The organism is Marinilabilia salmonicolor, from assembly GCF_003003035.1.
Classification (GTDB): Bacteria; Bacteroidota; Bacteroidia; order Bacteroidales; family Marinilabiliaceae; genus Marinilabilia; species Marinilabilia salmonicolor_A.
On the sequence record NZ_PVTS01000006.1, the window covers coordinates 229,560 to 250,248 of the forward strand.

Sequence of the window (20,689 nt, forward strand, 5' to 3'; positions counted from 1 at the left end):
TTAAACCGATTCCTGAACCTGTTTAAATTGCCCCAGGTCATTCAACGACGAGTTGGCAATAAACTCAGCACGTGCACGGTTCTCGGCCCGTCCCATCTGGATATAAATCTCTGTAGAATTGCGGAATTTATCGTCACGTTCGGTATCAAGCAAAAGCAGATACCCCATAATGATATGTCCGGCCATCTCCACCAAACGACGGGCATGGAAATCCAGATACTCATTGTCCTTCACTGCAACAACAGCTTTAACGGCCTTTTCATACTCCTCGGTCATGCCGATAAGCGTACGGCGATAACCGTGCAACTCAGGGCGCAAAGACATAGCCTCGAACTCACGAATTCGCTTCAGGTATCCGTCGGTTGTCACTCCACGAATGGCAGCAACCACCTGAAGCTGTGTGGTACCTTCATAAATGGTGGTAATCCGGGCGTCACGATAGATGCGTTCAATGGGGTAATCCTTCATGAAACCACTACCACCGTGAATCTGTAAAGCATCATAAGCCAGTTGGTTACAATATTCACTACTCATTCCCTTAAGCAGAGGAGTAAAGAAATCAGCCAACCGCTGATAGTACTTCATATCATCACGTTCCTCCTTGGTCAACTGACGTTTCTCGGAAAGATGCATATAGGCCTTATAGACATCCACGTAACGGCTGGTCTCATAAAGCAGGGTACGGGAAGCATCCAGCTTAGCTTTCATAGTGGCCAGCAATTCATAGACGGCAGGAAACTTAATAATGCTTTTGCCAAACTGCTCCCGCTCTTTGGCATATTCCAACGCTTCACGGTAAGCCGCTTCGCTGATACCAACTGACTGCGCACCGATTCCCAGGCGGGCACCATTCATCAAGGCCATCACATACTTGATTAGCCCCAATTTACGGGATCCCACCAATTCGGCAGGAGCATCTTTAAATACCAGTTCACAGGTAGGTGATCCTTTGATACCCATTTTATTCTCAATCCGGCGTATTTTCACAGCCTTGTGGGCACGGTCATAGATAAACATGGACAACCCCCGGCCGTCAGTAGTTCCCTCTTCAGAACGGGCCAAAACCAGTGAAACATCGCCATCACCATTGGTGATAAAGCGCTTTACTCCGTTGAGGTACCATTTCCCATCCTTTTCATTAAAAGTAGCTTTCAGCTGTACAGCCTGAAGGTCAGATCCGGCATCAGGTTCTGTGAGATCCATTGCGGCAGTCTCCCCACGTGAGATCCGTGGCAGGAAGCGCATTTTTTGATCTTCATCTGCAAATTCATTGATGGTTTCCGCACAATCCTGAAGTCCCCAGATATTGACAAAACCGGCATCGGCACGCGAAACCAAATCCGCTGCCATGATGTAAGGCACAATAGGAAAGTTAAGTCCCTCATACTTTCGGGGCAGGGTGATTCCCATCAGTCCGGCTTTTACCAGGGCATCCAGGTTTTCCTGAGTTCCCTTTGCATAAACCACTTCATTGTTTTCAATCTTAGGCCCTTCGGCATCAACACCTTCCGCATTGGGAGCCACAATATCGCCACTAATCTCACCCACAATTTCCAACACCTTTTCGTAGCTGTCCATGGCATCTTCAAAGTCCAGCGGCGCATAATCAAATTTGTCCTTGTCCTCAAAATCATTCTCTTTGAGGGCCACGATCTTTTTCATCAACGGGTGTGAAAGATGAAATTTAAGATCCGGATTATCTGTAAAAAAATTAGCCATTTTTTCTCTTTTATTTATCGGTCCGAAAAAGCATCCAGTGCCTTCGGATCAAAAGATACAACATTAAAAAAACTCTACTTGGAGTTCTTTTTATACGACTTGATAAGCTTAGGAATAATATCCATCACATCACCGGTTATGACATAATCGGCAATTTTATTGATGGGAGCTCCGGGATCATTGTTAATGGCAATGACCATAGACGACTCCTCCATTCCTGCTGTATGCTGAATCTGTCCTGAAATACCACAGGCAATATAAAGTTTGGGACGTACCGTAACTCCTGTTTGCCCAACCTGACGATCGTGATCGGCAAAGCCGGCATCAACGGCTGCACGGGAAGCCCCTACTTCACCTCCCAGCACCTCTGCCAATTCATACAGGACAGAGAAATTCTCTTTGGAAGCCATTCCATAACCTCCTGAAATAATGATAGAGGAATTCTTAATATTCACACGATTCTTTTCAATGTGACGCTCAATTACCTTTACCACGGTGTCTTCAGGCTTCAGTATTGCCCCTACGTCAATAGTCTTTAAAGCTCCCTTTTGGGTTTTAGAGAAAATCTCCTTTTTCATTACCCCTTCCCGAACGGTGGCCATCTGAGGGCGACAGTCGGGATTGATAATGGTAGCCACAATGTTGCCTCCGAAAGCAGGTCTAATCTGATACAACAGATTTTTATAAGTCTTTTTGGCTTTTTTATCCTCATGATCACCGATCTCAAGTGAGGTACAGTCAGCCGTAAGGCCGCTCTGCAAAGCAGAAGAGACGCGGGGTCCAAGATCACGACCCATAGTGGTGGCTCCCAACAGAGCAATCTGTGGCTTCTCCTTTTTGAAGAGTTCTACTATGATGGAAGTAAAAGGCAGAGTAGTATAAGGCTCCAGACGTTTATCGTCTCCCACATGCACCACATCGGCACCATAAGGATAGATCTGATCTTCAATTCCCTTGAGTTTATGGCCCAGGGCAAGAGCCTCCAATTTGCAATTGAGCTGATTGGCCAGCGACCGTCCTTTGGTAAGCAATTCAAGACTTACATCGGCGACCTTGCCATCTTCAATTTCACAAATAACAAATATATTGTCCATTTCTAAATTCGTTTTAAGTTCGTAAGCCGTCTCTAACCGATGGTATGATTGGCAATCAGTTCTTTCACCAGATCTTCAATCTCCTGATCATTGGCTTGAATCTTCCTTGATTCCTTAGCCTGGAAAACCACGTTCTCAATCTGCTTTACCTTGGTAGGCGAACCTGACAGCCCAAGCATCTGGAGATCACTCTCAATATCGTTGACACTCCATTCCGGAATGTTAAGATAGGGACGATCATTGGTCAGATCGATGTAATCTTCTGCCTGATTTTGACGTTCTGTGATGGTTTGCGCATGTTTGTATTTCTGCACCAGTCTGGCATTACGCGGACGACAGGAAGAAGCCGAGCTGTTGATGGTAACCACGGCAGGCACCGGACATTCAACGGTCTCCACACCTCTCTCAAGCCGGCGTTTCATGGAAACTTTTCCTTTTTCAACACTAAAAATCTCTTCTCCATAAGTAACCTGCGGAATACCAAGTTTCTCGGCAACCTGCGGCCCTACCTGCGCGGTGTCACCATCAATAGCCTGACGACCGGCGATAATAAGGTCATACTTTGCAATTTTTCTGATGGCACAGGATATGGCGTATGAAGTGGCCAGTGTATCGGAGCCGGCAAATGCACGATCGGTTAACAAAATACCATCATCGGCACCACGAAACAAACCCTCGCGAATAACATCGGCAGCACGTCCGGGTCCCATAGTCAGCAATGTCACGGTAGTTCCCGGATATTTGTCTTTAAGTCTCAGGGCCTGTTCCAACGCATTAAGGTCCTCCGGGTTGAAAATAGCCGGCAGAGCAGCACGGTTCACGGTACCGTCAGCTTTCATGGCATCCTTGCCCACATTGCGGGTATCGGGCACCTGCTTGGCAAGAACAATAATTTTTAATCCCATTTTCTATAATGTGTTTAAATTTGATAATATTTCTTTCAAAAGCATCACAAATATAATAAAACAGTGCAATCCCCAAACACATCAAAGATTCTGTTATACAAATATTTAAATATTCGAACATTCGGATTTCCCCCGAAGAAAAAGAACAAAATACTGTTAAAAAACGCCCCCTCAGATAGTTATAATTCGGCATAAAGAAAAGAGGTAATCACGGGTTGAAATGGAAATAAAATAAAGAAGAGGATGTAATTTAAAACTGGTCTTAATATGTATTTAGTAATGGACGGACTACTAATCTTCAACAATAGCCTTGCCCCCTTTCTGAAAATATCCCCCATTCGCCCGAATGTCTTCAATCAAAGTTCCGTAAATGGAATCATAGCCAAGAACAGCTTCATTTCCCGTTAGGATAATTTGCTTACGGGCCCTCGTGAGCATCACATTCAGCTTTCGATCCACCTCAACAGGCACCATCCGGTCTCTGGATCTATCCTCAATCTTCACCCGGTTTTGCACCAGGAAATCCAGTTGAGATGATTTGTTCATGCAAAACGATACCAGTATAAAATCTTTCTGACTTCCCTGGTAACGCTCAACGGTATCGGTCTGTATGGAGTCAAAACAACTAAAGCCATCTCTTTCCAGCTGATTACGAATGGCCGCAATCTGATTGCGGTACGGTGTAATAATCCCGACACGCTCCACAATTTCCTCATCACTTTTAAGACCATGAATAGTCACCAACTCCTGTAACAACTTACTGATGATGGCTGCCTCAAGCGGGTTGTATTTTTCGGAAATATCCCGCATTGCAAAAGCAGAAGGAATAAATACCATCCTGTGTGATGCAATCAATGAGGAGAGTTGAGTCCCGGCAACAAATCCGTCAGCAACCAGCTGCCCGCTTTGATGGGGCAATGCAGCAGTCCTGAGCTTATTGTTGTAAAAAAACTTATTGGCAAAGCCGGATAAATCGGGATGCATACGCCCCTGAAAAGTCAGTTCACCCCAGGCATCATCCCGGTTGTTTTTTTTACACAGATAAAGCAATCGCTCGAAATAAGAATTTCGACGGTCAAACAATCCGATGGAATTCAGTTTTTCATCTTTAACTACCGACTCTTCGGGTGATTGCGTTACAACAGCCGGCAACTGTCTTTCATCACCTATCAGCACAAATTTTTTAACTCTTCCCAAAAGATGAATAATATTAGGCTCCAGAATTTGAGAAGCTTCATCCACAATAACCACATCAAATTGCTTCAACTCAAACAACTCATTCTTCCCCAACACAGAAGATAATGTGCCGGCAAAAAGTCCGGTATCTTCTATGAGTTTCCGAATCTCTTTTCTGTTGCTGAGAGAGGCTATTTGTCTATCAAGCAACAAATCCTCATGCGCCCTGTCACATCCTAGAGAGGAACCAATGCGAATCATCCGGTCACTCACCAGATCACGCACGGAAGAACACATTTCGTCAACGGCGCGATTGGTATAGCTGACCAAAAGGACATTCAGGGCGGTTTCCTGAACAAGATTTTCAACCAAACGTTTCAAAAAAAGGTTGGTTTTTCCGGTTCCGGGGGGCCCCACCAACAGATAGTAGTCTTTGGCATTCAAAGCTTCCGAAAGAACCCGGTTTTGCTCATTTCGGCTCTCCTCAAGATACCCGGAATCTTCAGCAACAAGCTCTTTCACCTCCCCTCCTGAAGTTCGGGGAGGAATCAATCCCAGTAATAATTGCCGGCGACTTTCGGGAAGCTTAAGAAATTCAAACAAACCGGCATGCATTTGTTCAAAATTATTATCCAGGGAATCGTGCTCCAACACCCATGAGGAAAAGTCCTTAAAGTAATCCAGAGAACTCTGTTTCTGTCGTAAACGTACGGAGACCTCCTCATTGCTAAGCGATTCAATGGAGCACTTCAGCACCCGGTGTTGTGTGGCAAGCGATTTCTCATTTACATGAGGATACAAAACACAAATATCTCCTCTCCTGAAATTAATGAACTTATCGCCGGTCGCCGGCCTTTGAAGTCTGATGGATGCACTTTCGGTATCGGCATGATTCTCAGTGATAGTCAGATTGCGCAATTCGTTGAATGCATCCTCATCTGTCAGATCTGTCTTGTTCCAAAGGGCAGATAAGCCCTTGGTATATTCGCCGTCGCCCACTTTACTGAGAATTTTCTCACGGCTGATGAACGAGACAAAAGAAAAGAAATATGCGCGCTCCAGAGGGGTAATCCGTTCCAAAATAAGATGCTTAAAATCAAGAAACTTATTAAAAAACCAGGAGAATCTCTTGTCGCCAACATTTAACCCATACTTTTTTACATCCAGGTTACGAACAAATTCCTCACAAAATAAAAAGGGTTCCTTATCAGCTGCAAACCTATACTCCCAGGCAACAATCTGATTTCTGACATTCAATATTTCACGCTCGAAGCTTTTAAAATGAGAGACATAGCGTAAGGCTTCACCACTATTTGGGGAGGCAGAATAGAGTACCGCGTTAAAAATCTTTTTTGGATCATAACCCAGTACCCTCTGGGCCATCAAATTATACATCCGCACCTGTGCAGCATGATCTTCGGCCACCACCGAAGGATCTTGTGCAGGAAAAGGCAGTCTCCCCGATTTAAGTTCTATAATCTTGGATTGATAATTTCCGCTTTCACTGGCAGTCTCATCAAATAAGTCCATCCGGCCCTGCAGACCTACCTCAGGACTCATCAGGGAAACTTCCAGATTACTTTTCTGCCGGTCGATGGGCTGATGGTCGCCTTTCAGGAAATCGCTGTCCACCACCCGTCTGAGATTGACAAACTGCTGCTCCAACTCATCAAAATACGCTCTGTTAATTCCATCGAGAGATGTATAAGGCAGTGGAAAGAACCGGAACGAATCCATCAGGACACTCCGGAACTTCTTTTCTGCACCGGGCCGTTCATTCAATAACTCGTCAAAAAAAAGGTTGGCCACATTCCCTTTATGAATAGCCTTTGATAACTTCCTTGTCTCTGAACGCCCCACAAAGAACAGTTCAAAAGCTCTGATTTTTCGCCCCTGAATATTCTGAAAACATTTGGCAACCGAAGTAACATCGAGCAGGTAATCCGGCTCCAGAACAATAAGTCCGGCTACCACTTTACCATCGTCATTTCTGTGCGTTTCCAACAACTGGAGTTGCTGTCCCGGTTGCATCAACTCCACAGATGGTGTCAATTCGTGGTTCACGTTCTCGAGGTCATACAATATCACCAATGGAGAAGAACCGCCGGGAACATCAGGCTGAACCAGTAATTCATGGTTTTCGGTGTCCTTTTTCAGTAATATCGCCCGAAAACCTGAAGGATTAACGTGGTAGCTCCCTTTTACCTCCTCTCCATGGTTGTGCGTAGCATACAAATGACTTACTTCGGCAGGAATCTCCACTCCAAAGAACAGTCCATATGATTCTGCCAGAATTTTCAGCCCCCGATAGTATTCCTCCGTTCCCGGATTTAGTCTCTGACCAACGACTTTATTGGCAAAGATTCTGAATTCATGCAACCGGCTCTTTTGCCTTTTATTGAGCTGTTTTTTATTGCACAGATACTCCAATCGCCCGAAAAGATTGGAAAAAGTAAGTCCATCCTCTTTGGTAAGAAACTTACAGCATCGTTCCAGAGAAATCCGCTGCCTGACAACCTTTTCGACAAGCGAAAAAGCTTCATTTTCTTCAATGGTTATCAGGTCGTCAAAGAACTGGCGGGCAGGATTTTGCATTACTAAAGATTATCAAAAAGATACTGACTCATCATGGTATAGAGGTGATGACGGGTATTTCCTCCATAGATGCTGTGATTCCGGTTTGGATATACAAACATGTCAAATTGCTTTCCGGCCTGAATCAATTGTTCGGCATATTCCATGGTATTCTGAAAATGCACATTGTCATCCGCACTACCATGAATCAGGAACAACCGTCCGCTAAGATTCTCCGCCATATTGATGGGACTGTTATCGTCATACCCCCGGGCGTTCTGCTGCGGCTTTTGCATAAAACGCTCGGTATAAATGGTATCATAATAACGCCAGTTGGTCACAGGAGCAACCGCAATACCCACTTTAAAAAGATCACTTCTGCTCAAACAAATAGAGGACATATAACCGCCAAAACTCCATCCCCAGATACCAATTCGGGAAGCGTCCACATAATTCAGCGAACCAAGATACCGGGCAGTCTCAATCTGGTCATCCGACTCCAGTCGCCCCAATTGCTTGTAGGTGGATTTTTGAAACTCTTCTCCACGGGCTCCGGTTCCTCTGCCATCCACTGAAACCACCAGATAGCCGTTGGATGCCAGATATTGCTCCCAGTTGATACCATAACGATCCAACACCTCCTGCGAGTTAGGCCCGCTGTATTGAGACATCAATACCGGATAACGTTTTTGCTCATCAAAACCCAAGGGCTTTATCATATATCCGTTCAACTGAATACCTTCAGAGGTCTCAAACTGGAAAAACTCTTTTTGAGGAACTTCATAAGTGGCCAATCGCTCGGCCAATGCGCTGTTATCCTCTACAACACGAACCAGATCACCATCAGCTTCAAAAACTGAAACAACAGGAACTTCGTTGGCCGATGATCGCGTATTCACAAAGTATTTGAAGTGTTTGCTAAAATCAGCTGAATTATACCCTTCATCCGGAGTTAGCTGTAGCAGCTCCTCTCCTTCCAAATCCACAGAATAAACTTCGCGCTTAAGCGGTGATTTTTTGGCGGCCTGGAAATAGAACAACTCCTCATCAGCGTCAAACCCGTAAAAATCGGTGATATCCCATTCTCCGGTGGTTAGTTGCCGAACCTGAATGCCGGCCATGGAATACAGATATAAATGATTAAAACCATCATCCTGACCAACATAGGAGAAATGCTCCCCATCAGGAAGAAACTGAATATTGTCCAGCACATTCTCGGTGATAAACTTATCCTCCCGAACCGTCAGCAGCACGTTGGCAACTCCGGAAGCCGGATTGGCGATAAACAACTCCAGCTGATTTTGCATGCGGTTCATTTTCAAAACCCCCAACTTGTCGGGATGGTAACTCCAGCGAAGGCGGGGCACATAAAAATCATCCAACTCTCCGACATCCATCGCTTTTGTGGTGCGGTTTTTCACATTAAACACATGAACCGAGACCTTAGCGTTGGCTTCTCCAGCCTTTGGATATTTGAATTTGTATTGCCCCGGATAAAGTGCAAACTCTTCCCGGGCAGGATGAGTGCCCTTATAAAGTGGGAAGGAGAATTGTTTAACCTCAGACTCATCAAACTTCACATAAGCCAGGTTCTCGCTGTCAGGTGACCACTCGAAAGCTCTGTTGTATCCGAACTCCTCTTCATAAACCCAATCAGGAATTCCATTGATAATTTTGTTCTCTTCCCCATCTTCGGTTACAGCACTGGTAGTACCAAAGCGCAACTTCTTCAGATAAATATTATTGTTTCGGACATAAGCGATTTTGTAACTGTCGGGCGAAAAAGCTGGTACCTGCTGCTTCCCTTCTTCTGCCAGAGGAACAAGTTCTTTGTATTTTCGATCATAAACGTAATAGCTGGCCAGAAAGGAACGACGATAAATCCGCTCCACATCATTGTAAATCAATATTTTTGTTTCATCCGGACTAAATTCATAACCACTGATATTCTTTACTTCTGATGGATTTCGCTTGATTTTTTCGATATCAAAAACAACTTCCACAGCCTCTCCCGTTTTATAGGAATACTTAACGATTTTGGTTCCGCCATCCTCCAATGCAGTATAGTGTAAACCATCCTTCATGGATCGAAGACCGTCGATTCGTTTGGCAGAAAAAGTGCCGTTTTTGGTAATATCTTCAATGGTAATCTGCTTTTTCTGAGCGTTAACCACCGAACCAAAAAGAATAATTGTCAGAAATAAAAATGTAAGTTTTTGCATAATATCAAAAGCTGAAGTTTCTTGAAAAAACACTCTTCTCTGCTGTTTTTTTTCACCAACTGCCGATAAAACTGTAGTGTTAAATACATCGGAGAAGAGAACAAAAATAACCACAATTTATCATTTTACCGAAGAAATATCGGAAAGCCATACCCCCCGGAGGTACCTTCATTTACTTTTAGATTGATTTCGGAAAAATAAGATCATTGCCAGAAAAACAACCATACACAAAGCAAAGGCAACAAATACCGGATTCTGATAATTCCCTGAAATATCTCTCAGCACGCCTCCGGTAAAGGGACCGGCAAATCCTGACACACCGTATCCCAGAAAAACAAAGGGATAAATCTTCCCCAGATTGTTCAACCCGTATATCTGGGCAGTCTCTTTGGCATATATTACAAAATTGGCACCAAAGCTGAAGCCAACTGCAAAAGAAATGGCCAGGTAGAGCAACGGACTTAAATGAAGAAGTCCGATCAAAAGAGTAGAAATGCCCATTAAAAGAAGAGAAAGCGGAATCAAAACATTACCGCTAACAAAATCGTTGAGCCATCCCCAAAATAAACGACCACTGAAATTGGCCACCGAAAATACGGTGATGCCCAATACAAGAGTTGTTTCATCAATCGGGAATTGCTCTCCGATGGGTTTGAGATTCCCAATCACAAGAAGGCCGGCAAACGTTCCGGTAAAAATACCAAGAAACATTTTTAAAAATTGACTTTGCCTTAATAGTCGATTCATTGGTACCAAAGGGCTTAAATCATCACTCAGGGAGGGTCTGTCTATAAAAAATGAAGCCACAGCCAGGATAACTCCTTTACTAAGCCCAATCAACAGAAACACCTGTGGCAATGGAATCTCTGCAACAAACAACTCCTGAACCACCATAGACTCAACAATAGCTCCACCTCCGAAGCCGGCAGAAACAAGTCCTGTAACCAGCCCCTTTTTTTTGGGATACCACTCCACCGGTATGGTAATAGATATCAGATAGCCAAAACCGGTAGCGACACCTGCAAAAACAGAGATTCCCAGAAGCATTACCGGAAAGTGAATTCCGAACACAGGTACTACAAGAAATCCGACGGTATATAATCCGGAAGCAAGAAGTGCCAGTCTCTTAGCCCCCATCGTAGCAAGCAATGAACGGCCGAAAACCATGGCCACGGTAAAAACGGCAATAAAAACACCAAAAATAAGTTGAGTTTGTCCGGTAGAAAAACCATAGTCGGCAACCAACCGGGGAACAAAAATACTCCAGGCATAGATACTACCCAGAGCTAACATCATTGTAACAGCAGCAAAAACAGTCCTTACGGGCTTTAACATCATAACAGCAAGTAATTATTTATACATTTTTCACATACCAAAATAACTAAAAAACAGAAAAAAGGTTGTTTCTTTGCACCCAATAGATTTATACGTATTGCACTTCTTTTACGCTTCCTTAAACTGAATTGCCTTGCTACACTTCTATTTAAGTTCTTTTTATTTACATTTTATGATCACACATATTTCAGTGCAAATACACGGCTCATCCCATACGGGTGCGGGCATTGTCAGTGCTCTGAAGTGTCGGTCATCTCAAACATTTTTTTAATGAATCTTTTTGTAGCAAAGTTAAGTGACGCAACAACCAGCGAAGACTTAAACGATTTGTTCGCCGAATATGGCGAAGTAGTATCAGCCAAAGTAATTATGGACAGGGAAACCGGATCCTCAAAACGCTTTGGTTTTGTTGAAATGAAAGAAGATGACGCTGCTCAGAAGGCCATCAAAGACCTGAACGAGTGCCTCTTCGACAACAGCCCCATCGTGGTTAAGAAGGCCCGTCCGAAAGGCGAAGGTCGTGAACGTTCATTCGGTGGTGGGAACCGCAACCAGGGACAACGCAGATACTAAAAAGTTTCTGTCCAGAAACAAATTTTGCTTAGTTTATAGACGGACTAAATAATTTGCAAAATATAAAAGGGGCGATTGCAATTGTGCAGTCGCCCCTTTTTTCATGTTATCGGTTTAATCCACTTTAATTTTTCCTACCAGCTTCTTCACTTTCGAGGGGATACCATCGGTAACCATTGCTTTGTGAATCTCTTCGGGAAAGAATATAATAAAAGCCCCCTTTGGATGATTGACTTTCATTCCGGAATCGCCTGTGAATAAAGTACAATCTTTCTCCTCATCATAAGGGACTTCCACTTCCATTTTATACTCCTCGGCATACTTAATCATTTCATGACCTTCCATCAGATAATGAATATCTATATGCTTCTCATGTGATTCCCACACTGCTTCATCTTCCGACACAGTGGATTGTTCCATGGCATTAACAAAAACATCACTGCCACTCAACTCAACTCTTCCGGCCTCAAAATCAGAAGGATCAAGATTTTCCAAATAATCCAGCACGATCTCCATGGCCGGATGCAACATATAATAACGTGCTGCATTTTCAAAAGTATCTATAACCATAATATTTTTCTTACAAAGAAACTACATTCAGAGGTTTTTCACTCATCACCACCATACAATTTTATCAATTTTCGGGGAAAAATTCAATGAATAATCCATGAAATCGAATCTTACAAAATGCGTATCGCTGAATTTTTAGCGTGTCATTATCTTTAAATGGCACTTTTCCCGAAAATGTCGTAATTTCCAATTACAAAGAAAAATTCAACACAACTATGTTTGTACACCAACATTCATCCGCAACAACGGAAGTGTGCAGACAACAATAAATTACAAATCAATCTAAATTTAGTTCGCATACAAACAAATAAAAACAGCCGTTCTGTTCAATCAGCCATGAATCTCAAAACACAAAAACCAAAAAATCACACAATGTTCACTTTTACAGGCACTTAACCCGGACAAAATCTTTTCAAACCATTAACCATACCGGCCTCCCGTTTCCCGTTTCAAAAAAAATGATTAATTTTGTCGCGCAGAAACAATCAGGTTTCGGAGTTAAAAATCCCATCAAAAAATGACTTTTCAACCCTGACCCAAAAAACTGATTATTCACCAAACTGAATATTATGGCAATCTTCACAGCAAATCAACAAAGAATTGCAACAAAAATTGATTCTTCTTCCGAACTGTCGAACTGGCGGGACTGGAAATGGCATCTCAAACACTCCATTAAAACCATTGACAAGTTTGAAGAGCTAACGGGAATTAAGTTTCCGGAAGAGGAAAAAAAACAACTTGAAGAAACTAAGGGGAAATTCCCTCTCAGCATCACTCCTTACTATCTCTCTCTAATTAAAAAAGAGAATTTCAGACATGACCCTATCTACAAACAGTCATTTCTGGACAACAGAGAATTACACGTCACCCAATATGAAATGGGCGACCCGCTTTCCGAGGATACCGACAGCCCGGTTCCCGGAATTACCCACCGCTACCCCGACAGAGTTCTTTTTCATGTCAGCAATGTATGCGCCATGTATTGCCGCCATTGTACCCGCAAAAGAAAAGTGGGTGATCAGGATTTTGTACCCGGCAAATCGCAAGTGGAAATAGGATTGGATTACATCAGAAAAACTCCACAGGTAAGAGACGTACTCCTTTCGGGAGGTGATCCGTTCCTGCTTTCTGATGATTATCTGGACTGGATTCTGACAGAACTAAGAAAAATTGACCACATACAAGTCATCCGCATCGGAACACGTACTCCTGTTGTACTCCCTTACCGAATAACAGATGACCTGGTGAATATGCTGAAAAAGCACCACCCGATTTGGATCAACACACACTTTAATCACCCACGGGAAATAACCTCATCTTCGAAAGAGGCACTAAGGAAACTTGCTGATGCCGGTATTCCTTTGGGTAACCAGTCGGTATTGCTGGCCGATGTGAATGACTGCCCCAGAATCATGAAAGACCTGGTACACAAGCTCGTTGCCAACCGGGTACGTCCTTATTATCTGTATCAGTGTGACCTGTCAGAAGGATTGTCACATTTCCGCACTCCGGTAGGCAAGGGGATTGAAATCATAGAAAGCCTGATAGGTCATACCAGTGGTTTTGCGGTTCCAACCTATGTAATTGATGCTCCCGGCGGTGGCGGTAAGATACCGGTGATGCCAAATTACATCATTTCATGGTCAACCAACAGGGTAATTCTCAGAAACTACGAAGGGGTAATTACTTCGTACAAAGAACCCGACAATTATCAGCAAACCACATGTGACAGAAATTGTGACAATTGCAACCTGGAGCTCGACTTGCAGGAGGGCTACGAAGAGAATGCCATCGGAATAGAAAAACTTCTGTCCGATTACGATGATGCCATTTCACTGGTACCATCAGACAATGAACGAATTCAAAGAAGGGACGATAATGGACAAGACTGAGAAACTCGGACAATCGACCATACAGCATGGACCTGAGAGTAACAGAATTTATCTCATGCACCTGTGGCCAACCGATTTTCCCGGAATTATTGACAAGATAGATACTTTGGCAAAGAGCAATGGTTATACCAAGCTCTTTGTCAAAGTTCCTTCAAAATACGGTGCCGCTTTCCGGATGGCCGGATATGAAACAGAAGCACTGGTCCCCGGCTTTTTCAATGGTGCGGAAGATGCACTATTTATGGTAAAATACAGGGATGCGGAGAGGAAAAACCCCAACCGGGAAGAGATGGAGGTCTTTCAGAATCTGCTGCTATCAGATGCAAACAGTGAGATACCGGAACTGGACAGCACACACATATTGAGACTGCTGACTCCTGAAGACACTCCTGAAATGGTAAAGGTTTTCTCCGAAGTATTTGAGAGTTACCCCTTCCCCATCTTCGACACGGAATTCCTGAAAAAGGAGATGAGCGAAGAGACCCGCTATTTTGGTGTATTTCAGGATGGCAAACTGGTCGGCATCAGTTCGGCTGAGTGCAACGAATCGCTTAAAAATGCGGAAATGACCGATTTTGCGGTACTTCCCTCCCAACGTGGAAAAAAAATTGCCATACACCTCCTCAGAACCATGGAGGCGCACCTGAAAAACAATGGATTTAAGTCCTTTTACACCATTGCACGTCTTAAATCTCCTTCCATGAATAAAACCTTTCTCAACAACGGATATCGATATACCGGCACACTGGTGAACAATACGCACATTGCAGGTCAGATAGAGAGTATGAATGTGTGGTATAAGCAGGCGTTGAAGGGTTGAGGGTTGAGGGTTGAGGGTTGAGAGTTGAGAGTTGAGAGTTGAGAGTTGAGGGTTGAGAGTTGAGGGTTGAGGAACAGGCAAAAAAGCAAAAGCTCCAACAATCCCGGGGAGATTAAAATCAGAATTCCATTGCAGACCATAGAATAAAACAATACTATGCATCCGATAGATTTCATCATCATCTTTGTTTACATCGCAGCCATGCTCATGGTGGGACTTTGGTTTCACAGAAAGAATCAGAGTTCTGAGGATTATTACGTAGGTGGCCGAAAGATGACCCGCTGGCACTTAGGATTATCCGTTGTGGCAACAGATGTGGGTGGTGGCTTTTCCATCGGACTGGGAGGACTGGGCTTCGCAATGGGTCTGTCCGGCTCCTGGATACTCTTTACCGGATTGATAGGAGCCTGGCTCACCGCAGCAGTATTAATTCCGCGGGTTTACAAAATTGCCTTTACCAGCAAATTCCAGACATTCCCTGAAATGCTGAGCCACCACTACGGCAAAAGAGTAGCTTTTTGGGCAGGTATCATCAGTGCAATAGGTTACCTGGGATTTACCAGCAGCCAGATTCTGGCAGGCGCCAAACTCACTTCAGGCACCATTGACGGACTCAGCGTCAACAATGCGGCCTTGATAATGGGAATCATTGCGGTGGTTTACACAGCTTTGGGAGGAATTAAAGCAGTTATTTATACCGACACCATTCAATGGACCATATTGCTTTCGGGACTCATTTTTGTTGGAGTTCCCTTTGCCATTTACAATGTGGGCGGGCTTGACGTATTGCGGGAATCGGTTGACAAAGAAATGCTTTCTCTGACCAACATCAAAGGGTCGGTAATTGTCAACTGGGCATTTTCCATCATCCCCATCTGGTTTATTGGAATGACGCTCTACCAACGGATTTATGCGGCATCCTCCCGCAAAGAAGCACAAAAGGCATGGTTTGTGGCAGGGTTGTTTGAATATCCCGTAATGGCATTTCTGGGTGTTTTTCTGGGACTGATGGCTAAGGTATCCATCGATCACGGAGTTGTGCCCGCTGAAGCCGCTATTGGCATCGACAGTGAAACGGCTATGCCCATGATGCTTAAGTACATTCTGCCAACAGGAGCTCTCGGAATTATTCTGGCAGCCTATTTTTCAGCCATCCTTTCCACTGCTGACAGTTGCCTGATGGCATCCTCTGGAAATTTTGTAAGAGACATTTTTAAGGTAAAAAGGTCGGAGAACACACTCAAGGTCTCTCAGATCATGACTTTTGTACTCGGGTCACTGGCACTTGTTCTGGCCTTGTTTATGCCCAGTGTTCTGGATCTGATGCTGCTCTCCTACTCATTCATGGTAAGTGGTTTGCTGGCTCCGGTAATAGGATTTATCTTCTTCAAAAAGCCCAAACCCATGGCAGGATTGTTGTCTATGGCGGCGGGAGCGGCAGTGTTTGCCATTTTTCACTTTCTGAAAATTGAGCTTCCCTACGGATTTGATCCGGTTGTACCCGGAGTGATTGCATCCATCATAACCTTGTTTATTGTACAGAAAGTGGGCAAGTAAGAATCAGGGAGTATCACAAAGCCCCCTGTCGAATGGGGCCGTGCAGGAATCAAACAAATGTAAATGGCATCAGACAAACACCCCACGCTTTATTCCGGGGTGGTATCTGACTCAAAATCACCGGTGATTAAAGGCATTTCATCGGCTTGACTGGCTTCAATCTCCAGCATCTCAATAAGCAAATCCAAAGCACCCCCTACTCTGACCAGTTCATCGGCAGAAAGTCCTTTCAATTTTTCATCCAAACGCTGCTGCAACAAATCAGGAGTACGCTCCAGCAAGGCATCGCCCGAAGAGGTTAGAGCGATGTGCATAACCCGTTTATCCCCCGACTTTGGTAACCGGGCAAGAAAACCCTTTTTTTCCAGGCGCCCGATTATTCCTGTCACGGTACTGGAGTTCAGATTCAGATGGTCACGAATAGAGCGCTGAGTAGCCTGATAACCGGGAGAGGCTTTTAAAAATTCAAGACATAAAATCTGGGGAATACTCACCCCGAAATCTTTCTGCACTTTCTTGGATTCCAGATTAATAGAACGAACAATGCGCCTGATTTTTATTAAAATATCTTTGTAATCCATCTTACTCATAAATTGTTTCTTTATTACCTGAACTCTGTCAGCCGAGCTCTAATTTTAAACTGTCACTGGTTTCTTTTCCAGTCTAAACACCTCTGCTGCAGCATATCGGTTGGTCAATCTCACATCAAACCTGTGTGACAAGCTGTTAAAAGCCTCCAATGCCAGTTGCGGAGTATTGTTTTCGGCCGACAAATGCGATAAAAAAACAACTTCCAGATCGGCTCCACCGTGTATATCCAAAAGTTCCACTGCCTGTGCATTGGACAAATGTCCCACTTCAGAGGCAACTCTGTTTTTCAGATGCCAGGGATATACTCCGTTCCACAACATATCCTCGTCATAGTTTGATTCCAGAAACACAGCCTGACAGGAAGAAAAATGCTGAATCACATTGTCGCATGGCGACCCAATGTCTGTCATTACTCCCACATTAACCCCGTCATGTTCGATTCTGAAACTACACGGCTCTGCCGCATCATGTTGCTTTAAAAAGGTATGAATAATAAAATCTCCTATTTCGATGCGTTCTCCCGGAGTAAAATTCTTAATTAAAGCAGGACGATTGGGACCCCAGCTTTTCTCCAATGATCTGTGAGTAATATAGACCGGAACATCCAGTTGCTTACTCAAAACCCGCACACCTTTAAAATGATCGGCATGTTCATGAGAAATTAATATTCCTTTGATCTTTGAAGGATTCAAAGACCGTTCTTTCATTCGTTCCAACACCTGGCGTCGGCTGATTCCGGCATCCACAAGTATCGCTTCATTTTCATTGCCTATGTAATAACAATTTCCGTTACTACCCGATGCCAGTGCACATATTTCAATCATCTTTTATATCACTTTTATTTCAGGAGAAGCATTGCTGACATACTTACTCAACAATTCCGAAAGCATTGCCATAGTCTCCTCCAATCCGTCACCATCCCCGTCAAAAGAGGGAACAATCATAAGTACCCGTTTGGTTTTTTCATCAATCAGAGTCCGGGAAGAATCACTTGTAGGGGTTCCAAATGCTCCGTTTGAATCTCTGAAAACCGGTAAATTTTCAATATTTAATTCTCCCCTTCCGATTCCCTGGTAGGGTTCTGCTGGCTTCCCCTTGCCCAATGTCACATCTCCACTAATTTTACTAAGGTCGTAGCCACAAATGGAAAATCCGGTTTTAACAGAAACCAGATTCAAACAATCCACTACATTATTTACCTGATACAAACCCTTGCCTTTACTTACCCTTCGAAGCAATGATTCAGCAGCCGGACGGTATCGATTGGGGTCCTTTCCCAGTTTCTTATAGGCTTGCTTCAAGGACTTTACAGCCGGCATTTCCCTGATTTTCTCCGCATCCAGTTGAGTGGAAAGTGCTTCAATTTCGCTCTGCATACTTTGCAGTAAATCAGCTCCGGGCTCTTCGACCAGCACCTCAGAAACCAGACATCCCAGTTTAAGATCCGGAAAATTTTCAGCGATTTCGGGCTGGAGACTTAATTTAGGAAATTCCATTGTACAAATTGATGTTTTTCTCTTATTCTGCTAAAATACCAAATTTTCATGAATCCGCCTCAAAACTCAACGGGTGGATTTCGGACAGGCAGGTATTATTGCTATTTTTGCAGACTTAAAGTTATAAGCGATGACAAAGACAATACCTCAAAAAATAAATGCTGTGCTTTTTGATATGGACGGAGTGCTTTACGACAGCATGAAACACCATGCCGCCACATGGATTGAAGCATTCAATGCCTACAACATAAATTTCCCATTAGAGGAAGCCTACCTGAATGAAGGAAGCACCGGAGATTTCACCATAAAAAAGGCCATAAAACAGCTTTGTCACAGGGAGGCCACCCCCGAAGAAATTGAGGGCATTTACGAGGAGAAGACAAGACTCATGCATCTGCGTCCAAAAGCAGACAAGATTCCGGGAATGCAGGCACTAATGAAAAAAATCAGGGATGCCGGAAGAAGAATCATTGTGGTTACCGGCAGCAAGCAACCAATCTTACTGGAAAGATTACAGGAAGACTTCGGCGTTCATCCTGATGAAGTTGTATCCGGATACGATGTAAAACATGGTAAACCTCATCCCGAGCCCTATCTCATGGGACTAAACAAAGCGGGCGTTTCGGCGGATGAAGCCATCGTAATAGAAAACGCACCACTCGGAGTAGAGTCAGCTGTTGCGGCAGGGATCCACACCATTGCCATCAATACAGGTCCTCTGGAAAAGCAGGTATTGTTTGATGCCGGTGCGAGTGAGGTTTTTGATAAAGCTAAAGAGGTTGATGAGTTTTTTGAAAAACTATTGTAACCTACCTTATGCATAAGACCGGTACGATGCAAACAGGCTGAAAGCCTGAGAGCAACAGCCCATGGCAACGCCCTGGGTTTTGAGGTATTCCTCATGCCCCCTCATTATTGGTCGCGACGCGACCAATAATGAGGGGGGAGGTAATTATAATTTCCCTGGGGCGTTGCCCCAGGCTATTGCTTAAAGACCTTCGGCCTTAAAAAAAACACAACAACATTATGTATTTCCCTAACAGGAAAAAGCCCAACTTTTGGGAGGACTGAATTATTGACTTCGTCGAACTTCGTTTCAAAAATTATCTGTTGCGATGTTCAACTACCTTCCAAATTCCGGCGTCCTCCATAAAGTTGATTTGAAAAAAGCTCACTATTCCGGAGGAATAAATTGTTTTTGTCCTGTCAACTATCTGAAAGAAATATCTCTACGAATGGGTAGGCTTATTTTTTGTTCCTCGGTAACGTGGCTGCAAACTCCCTCGAGATATAATTATCAAAAGATAAACAAACATTTGTGGAAAACTCAATGGCGTTTTCCACAATATTTTTCCATCGGTCCATATCTCCTTCAGCAGGTTTTTGTCTGTTAAGGCCATAAGCCAGCCCTGCATTGAAATTATCACCGGCACCAATGGTACTAACAGGCTTTATCGTCCTGGCAGCAACATGAAAATATTGTTCACCAACCAGCCCATATACCCCATCCCTGTTGGCAGTAATAAGTCCCATTGCATCAAATTCCCGAATTTTTTGTAACACCTTATCTGTATCCAATCCGGGATAGATATTTTCAAAATCTTCATCACTTCCCCTTACCAAATGAGCCAACGAAAAGTTCTCTTCAATGAGGGGACGGTAAACATCTATATTGCTCAGATGATTTTTCCTGAAATTGGGATCATAAATAAGAAAAGCTCCCTGTTTACGTGCCTTTTGGAGCAATGGCACCACCTGCTTACGAAGTACAGGGTTCACGGCAAAGAAAGAACCAAACAGAAGAATGTCTCCCGGCAGGAAATCTGGTCCGGAAATCTGAAACCTTTCATCGGGAAAATCTTTATAAACCTGGTAGGACGCATTGTTGTCCTCATCCAGAAAAGCAAGAGCAACGGGTGTCTTACCTGTAGAAAACCTGTGAAGCCATGAAGTTCCGACACCGTTTTCCCGAAGAAATTCCACAATCTGGTCACCAACCTCCTCCAGGCCTATTTCACTAATCAAAGCCACCTCTTCCCCTGCCCGGGCAAGAGATACAAGGGCATTAAAGGCAGAACCGCCGGGGCGTGAAGCCACCGGCCGGTTATCCTTAAAAATAATATCGAGGACCGTTTCACCCAGCCCGAAAATCCGTCCCATACAGC

Annotated in this window: 16 protein-coding genes; 5 read left to right on the forward strand and 11 right to left on the reverse strand. The window is 43.9% G+C overall.

Annotated features, from left to right (window positions below; translation table 11 throughout):
• The 6 genes from BY457_RS08235 to BY457_RS08260 all read right to left on the reverse strand — a co-directional run bounded on the left by BY457_RS08235 (window position 1) and on the right by BY457_RS08260 (window position 11,028).
• On the reverse strand, window positions 1–1,719 hold the full coding sequence (locus BY457_RS08235) for an acyl-CoA dehydrogenase family protein (protein ID WP_106152850.1): 1,719 nt from the start codon (window positions 1,717–1,719) through the stop codon (window positions 1–3).
• Between the two features lie 74 nt (window positions 1,720–1,793).
• The gene (locus BY457_RS08240; RefSeq protein ID WP_106152851.1) at window positions 1,794–2,813 is read right to left on the reverse strand and encodes an electron transfer flavoprotein subunit alpha/FixB family protein; all 1,020 of its coding nucleotides are present in this window, start codon (window positions 2,811–2,813) and stop codon (window positions 1,794–1,796) included.
• Window positions 2,814–2,845: 32 nt separating this feature from the next.
• Window positions 2,846–3,718, reverse strand: a complete 873-nt coding sequence (locus tag BY457_RS08245) for an electron transfer flavoprotein subunit beta/FixA family protein (RefSeq protein WP_106152852.1) — start codon at window positions 3,716–3,718, stop codon at window positions 2,846–2,848.
• A gap of 291 nt (window positions 3,719–4,009) precedes the next feature.
• On the reverse strand, window positions 4,010–7,489 hold the full coding sequence (locus tag BY457_RS08250) for an AAA domain-containing protein (protein WP_106152853.1): 3,480 nt from the start codon (window positions 7,487–7,489) through the stop codon (window positions 4,010–4,012).
• 2 nt (window positions 7,490–7,491) lie between these two features.
• Entirely contained in the window at window positions 7,492–9,690 is a 2,199-nt protein-coding gene (locus tag BY457_RS08255) for a S9 family peptidase (protein WP_106152913.1), read from the reverse strand.
• Window positions 9,691–9,858: 168 nt separating this feature from the next.
• The gene (locus tag BY457_RS08260) at window positions 9,859–11,028 is read right to left on the reverse strand and encodes an MFS transporter (protein WP_106152854.1); all 1,170 of its coding nucleotides are present in this window, start codon (window positions 11,026–11,028) and stop codon (window positions 9,859–9,861) included.
• Between the two features lie 267 nt (window positions 11,029–11,295).
• Between BY457_RS08260 and BY457_RS08265 the strand changes: the two genes are divergently transcribed.
• Entirely contained in the window at window positions 11,296–11,598 is a 303-nt protein-coding gene (locus tag BY457_RS08265; RefSeq protein WP_106152855.1) for an RNA recognition motif domain-containing protein, read from the forward strand.
• A 114-nt stretch (window positions 11,599–11,712) separates the two neighbouring features.
• Here the strand turns inward: BY457_RS08265 and BY457_RS08270 are convergent, their stop codons facing one another.
• Window positions 11,713–12,168, reverse strand: a complete 456-nt coding sequence (locus BY457_RS08270) for a YhcH/YjgK/YiaL family protein (RefSeq protein ID WP_106152856.1) — start codon at window positions 12,166–12,168, stop codon at window positions 11,713–11,715.
• A gap of 569 nt (window positions 12,169–12,737) precedes the next feature.
• Between BY457_RS08270 and ablA the strand changes: the two genes are divergently transcribed.
• The 3 genes from ablA to BY457_RS08285 all read left to right on the forward strand — a co-directional run bounded on the left by ablA (window position 12,738) and on the right by BY457_RS08285 (window position 16,437).
• On the forward strand, window positions 12,738–14,060 hold the full coding sequence (gene ablA, locus BY457_RS08275; protein WP_106152857.1) for a lysine 2,3-aminomutase: 1,323 nt from the start codon (window positions 12,738–12,740) through the stop codon (window positions 14,058–14,060).
• Window positions 14,047–14,880, forward strand: a complete 834-nt coding sequence (gene ablB / locus BY457_RS08280; protein ID WP_106152858.1) for a putative beta-lysine N-acetyltransferase — start codon at window positions 14,047–14,049, stop codon at window positions 14,878–14,880. The genes ablA and ablB overlap by 14 nt, the downstream gene beginning before the upstream one ends.
• 156 nt (window positions 14,881–15,036) lie before the next feature.
• Window positions 15,037–16,437: a sodium:solute symporter family protein gene (locus BY457_RS08285; protein WP_106152859.1), complete on the forward strand. Its 1,401-nt coding sequence runs from the start codon at window positions 15,037–15,039 to the stop codon at window positions 16,435–16,437.
• An 89-nt stretch (window positions 16,438–16,526) separates the two neighbouring features.
• Here BY457_RS08285 and BY457_RS08290 read toward each other — a convergent pair whose 3' ends face one another.
• Genes BY457_RS08290 through BY457_RS08300 form a run of 3 tightly spaced genes read right to left on the reverse strand, consistent with a single transcriptional unit; the run spans window position 16,527 to window position 18,524 of the window.
• Window positions 16,527–17,027, reverse strand: a complete 501-nt coding sequence (locus BY457_RS08290) for a MarR family winged helix-turn-helix transcriptional regulator (RefSeq protein ID WP_258176669.1) — start codon at window positions 17,025–17,027, stop codon at window positions 16,527–16,529.
• Between the two features lie 45 nt (window positions 17,028–17,072).
• Window positions 17,073–17,852, reverse strand: coding sequence for an MBL fold metallo-hydrolase (locus BY457_RS08295; protein WP_106152861.1), 780 nt, complete (start codon window positions 17,850–17,852; stop codon window positions 17,073–17,075).
• Window positions 17,853–17,855: 3 nt separating this feature from the next.
• Entirely contained in the window at window positions 17,856–18,524 is a 669-nt protein-coding gene (locus tag BY457_RS08300) for a B3/B4 domain-containing protein (RefSeq protein ID WP_106152862.1), read from the reverse strand.
• 130 nt (window positions 18,525–18,654) lie between these two features.
• On the opposite strand from BY457_RS08300, the gene BY457_RS08305 reads away from it, so the two are divergent.
• Window positions 18,655–19,332 carry an HAD family hydrolase gene (locus BY457_RS08305; RefSeq protein ID WP_106152863.1) on the forward strand — a complete coding sequence of 226 codons (678 nt, stop codon included), beginning with the start codon at window positions 18,655–18,657 and terminating at the stop codon, window positions 19,330–19,332.
• A gap of 437 nt (window positions 19,333–19,769) precedes the next feature.
• Here BY457_RS08305 and BY457_RS08310 read toward each other — a convergent pair whose 3' ends face one another.
• Window positions 19,770–20,684, reverse strand: coding sequence for a PfkB family carbohydrate kinase (locus BY457_RS08310; protein WP_106152864.1), 915 nt, complete (start codon window positions 20,682–20,684; stop codon window positions 19,770–19,772).
• Window positions 20,685–20,689: the final 5 nt, after the last annotated feature.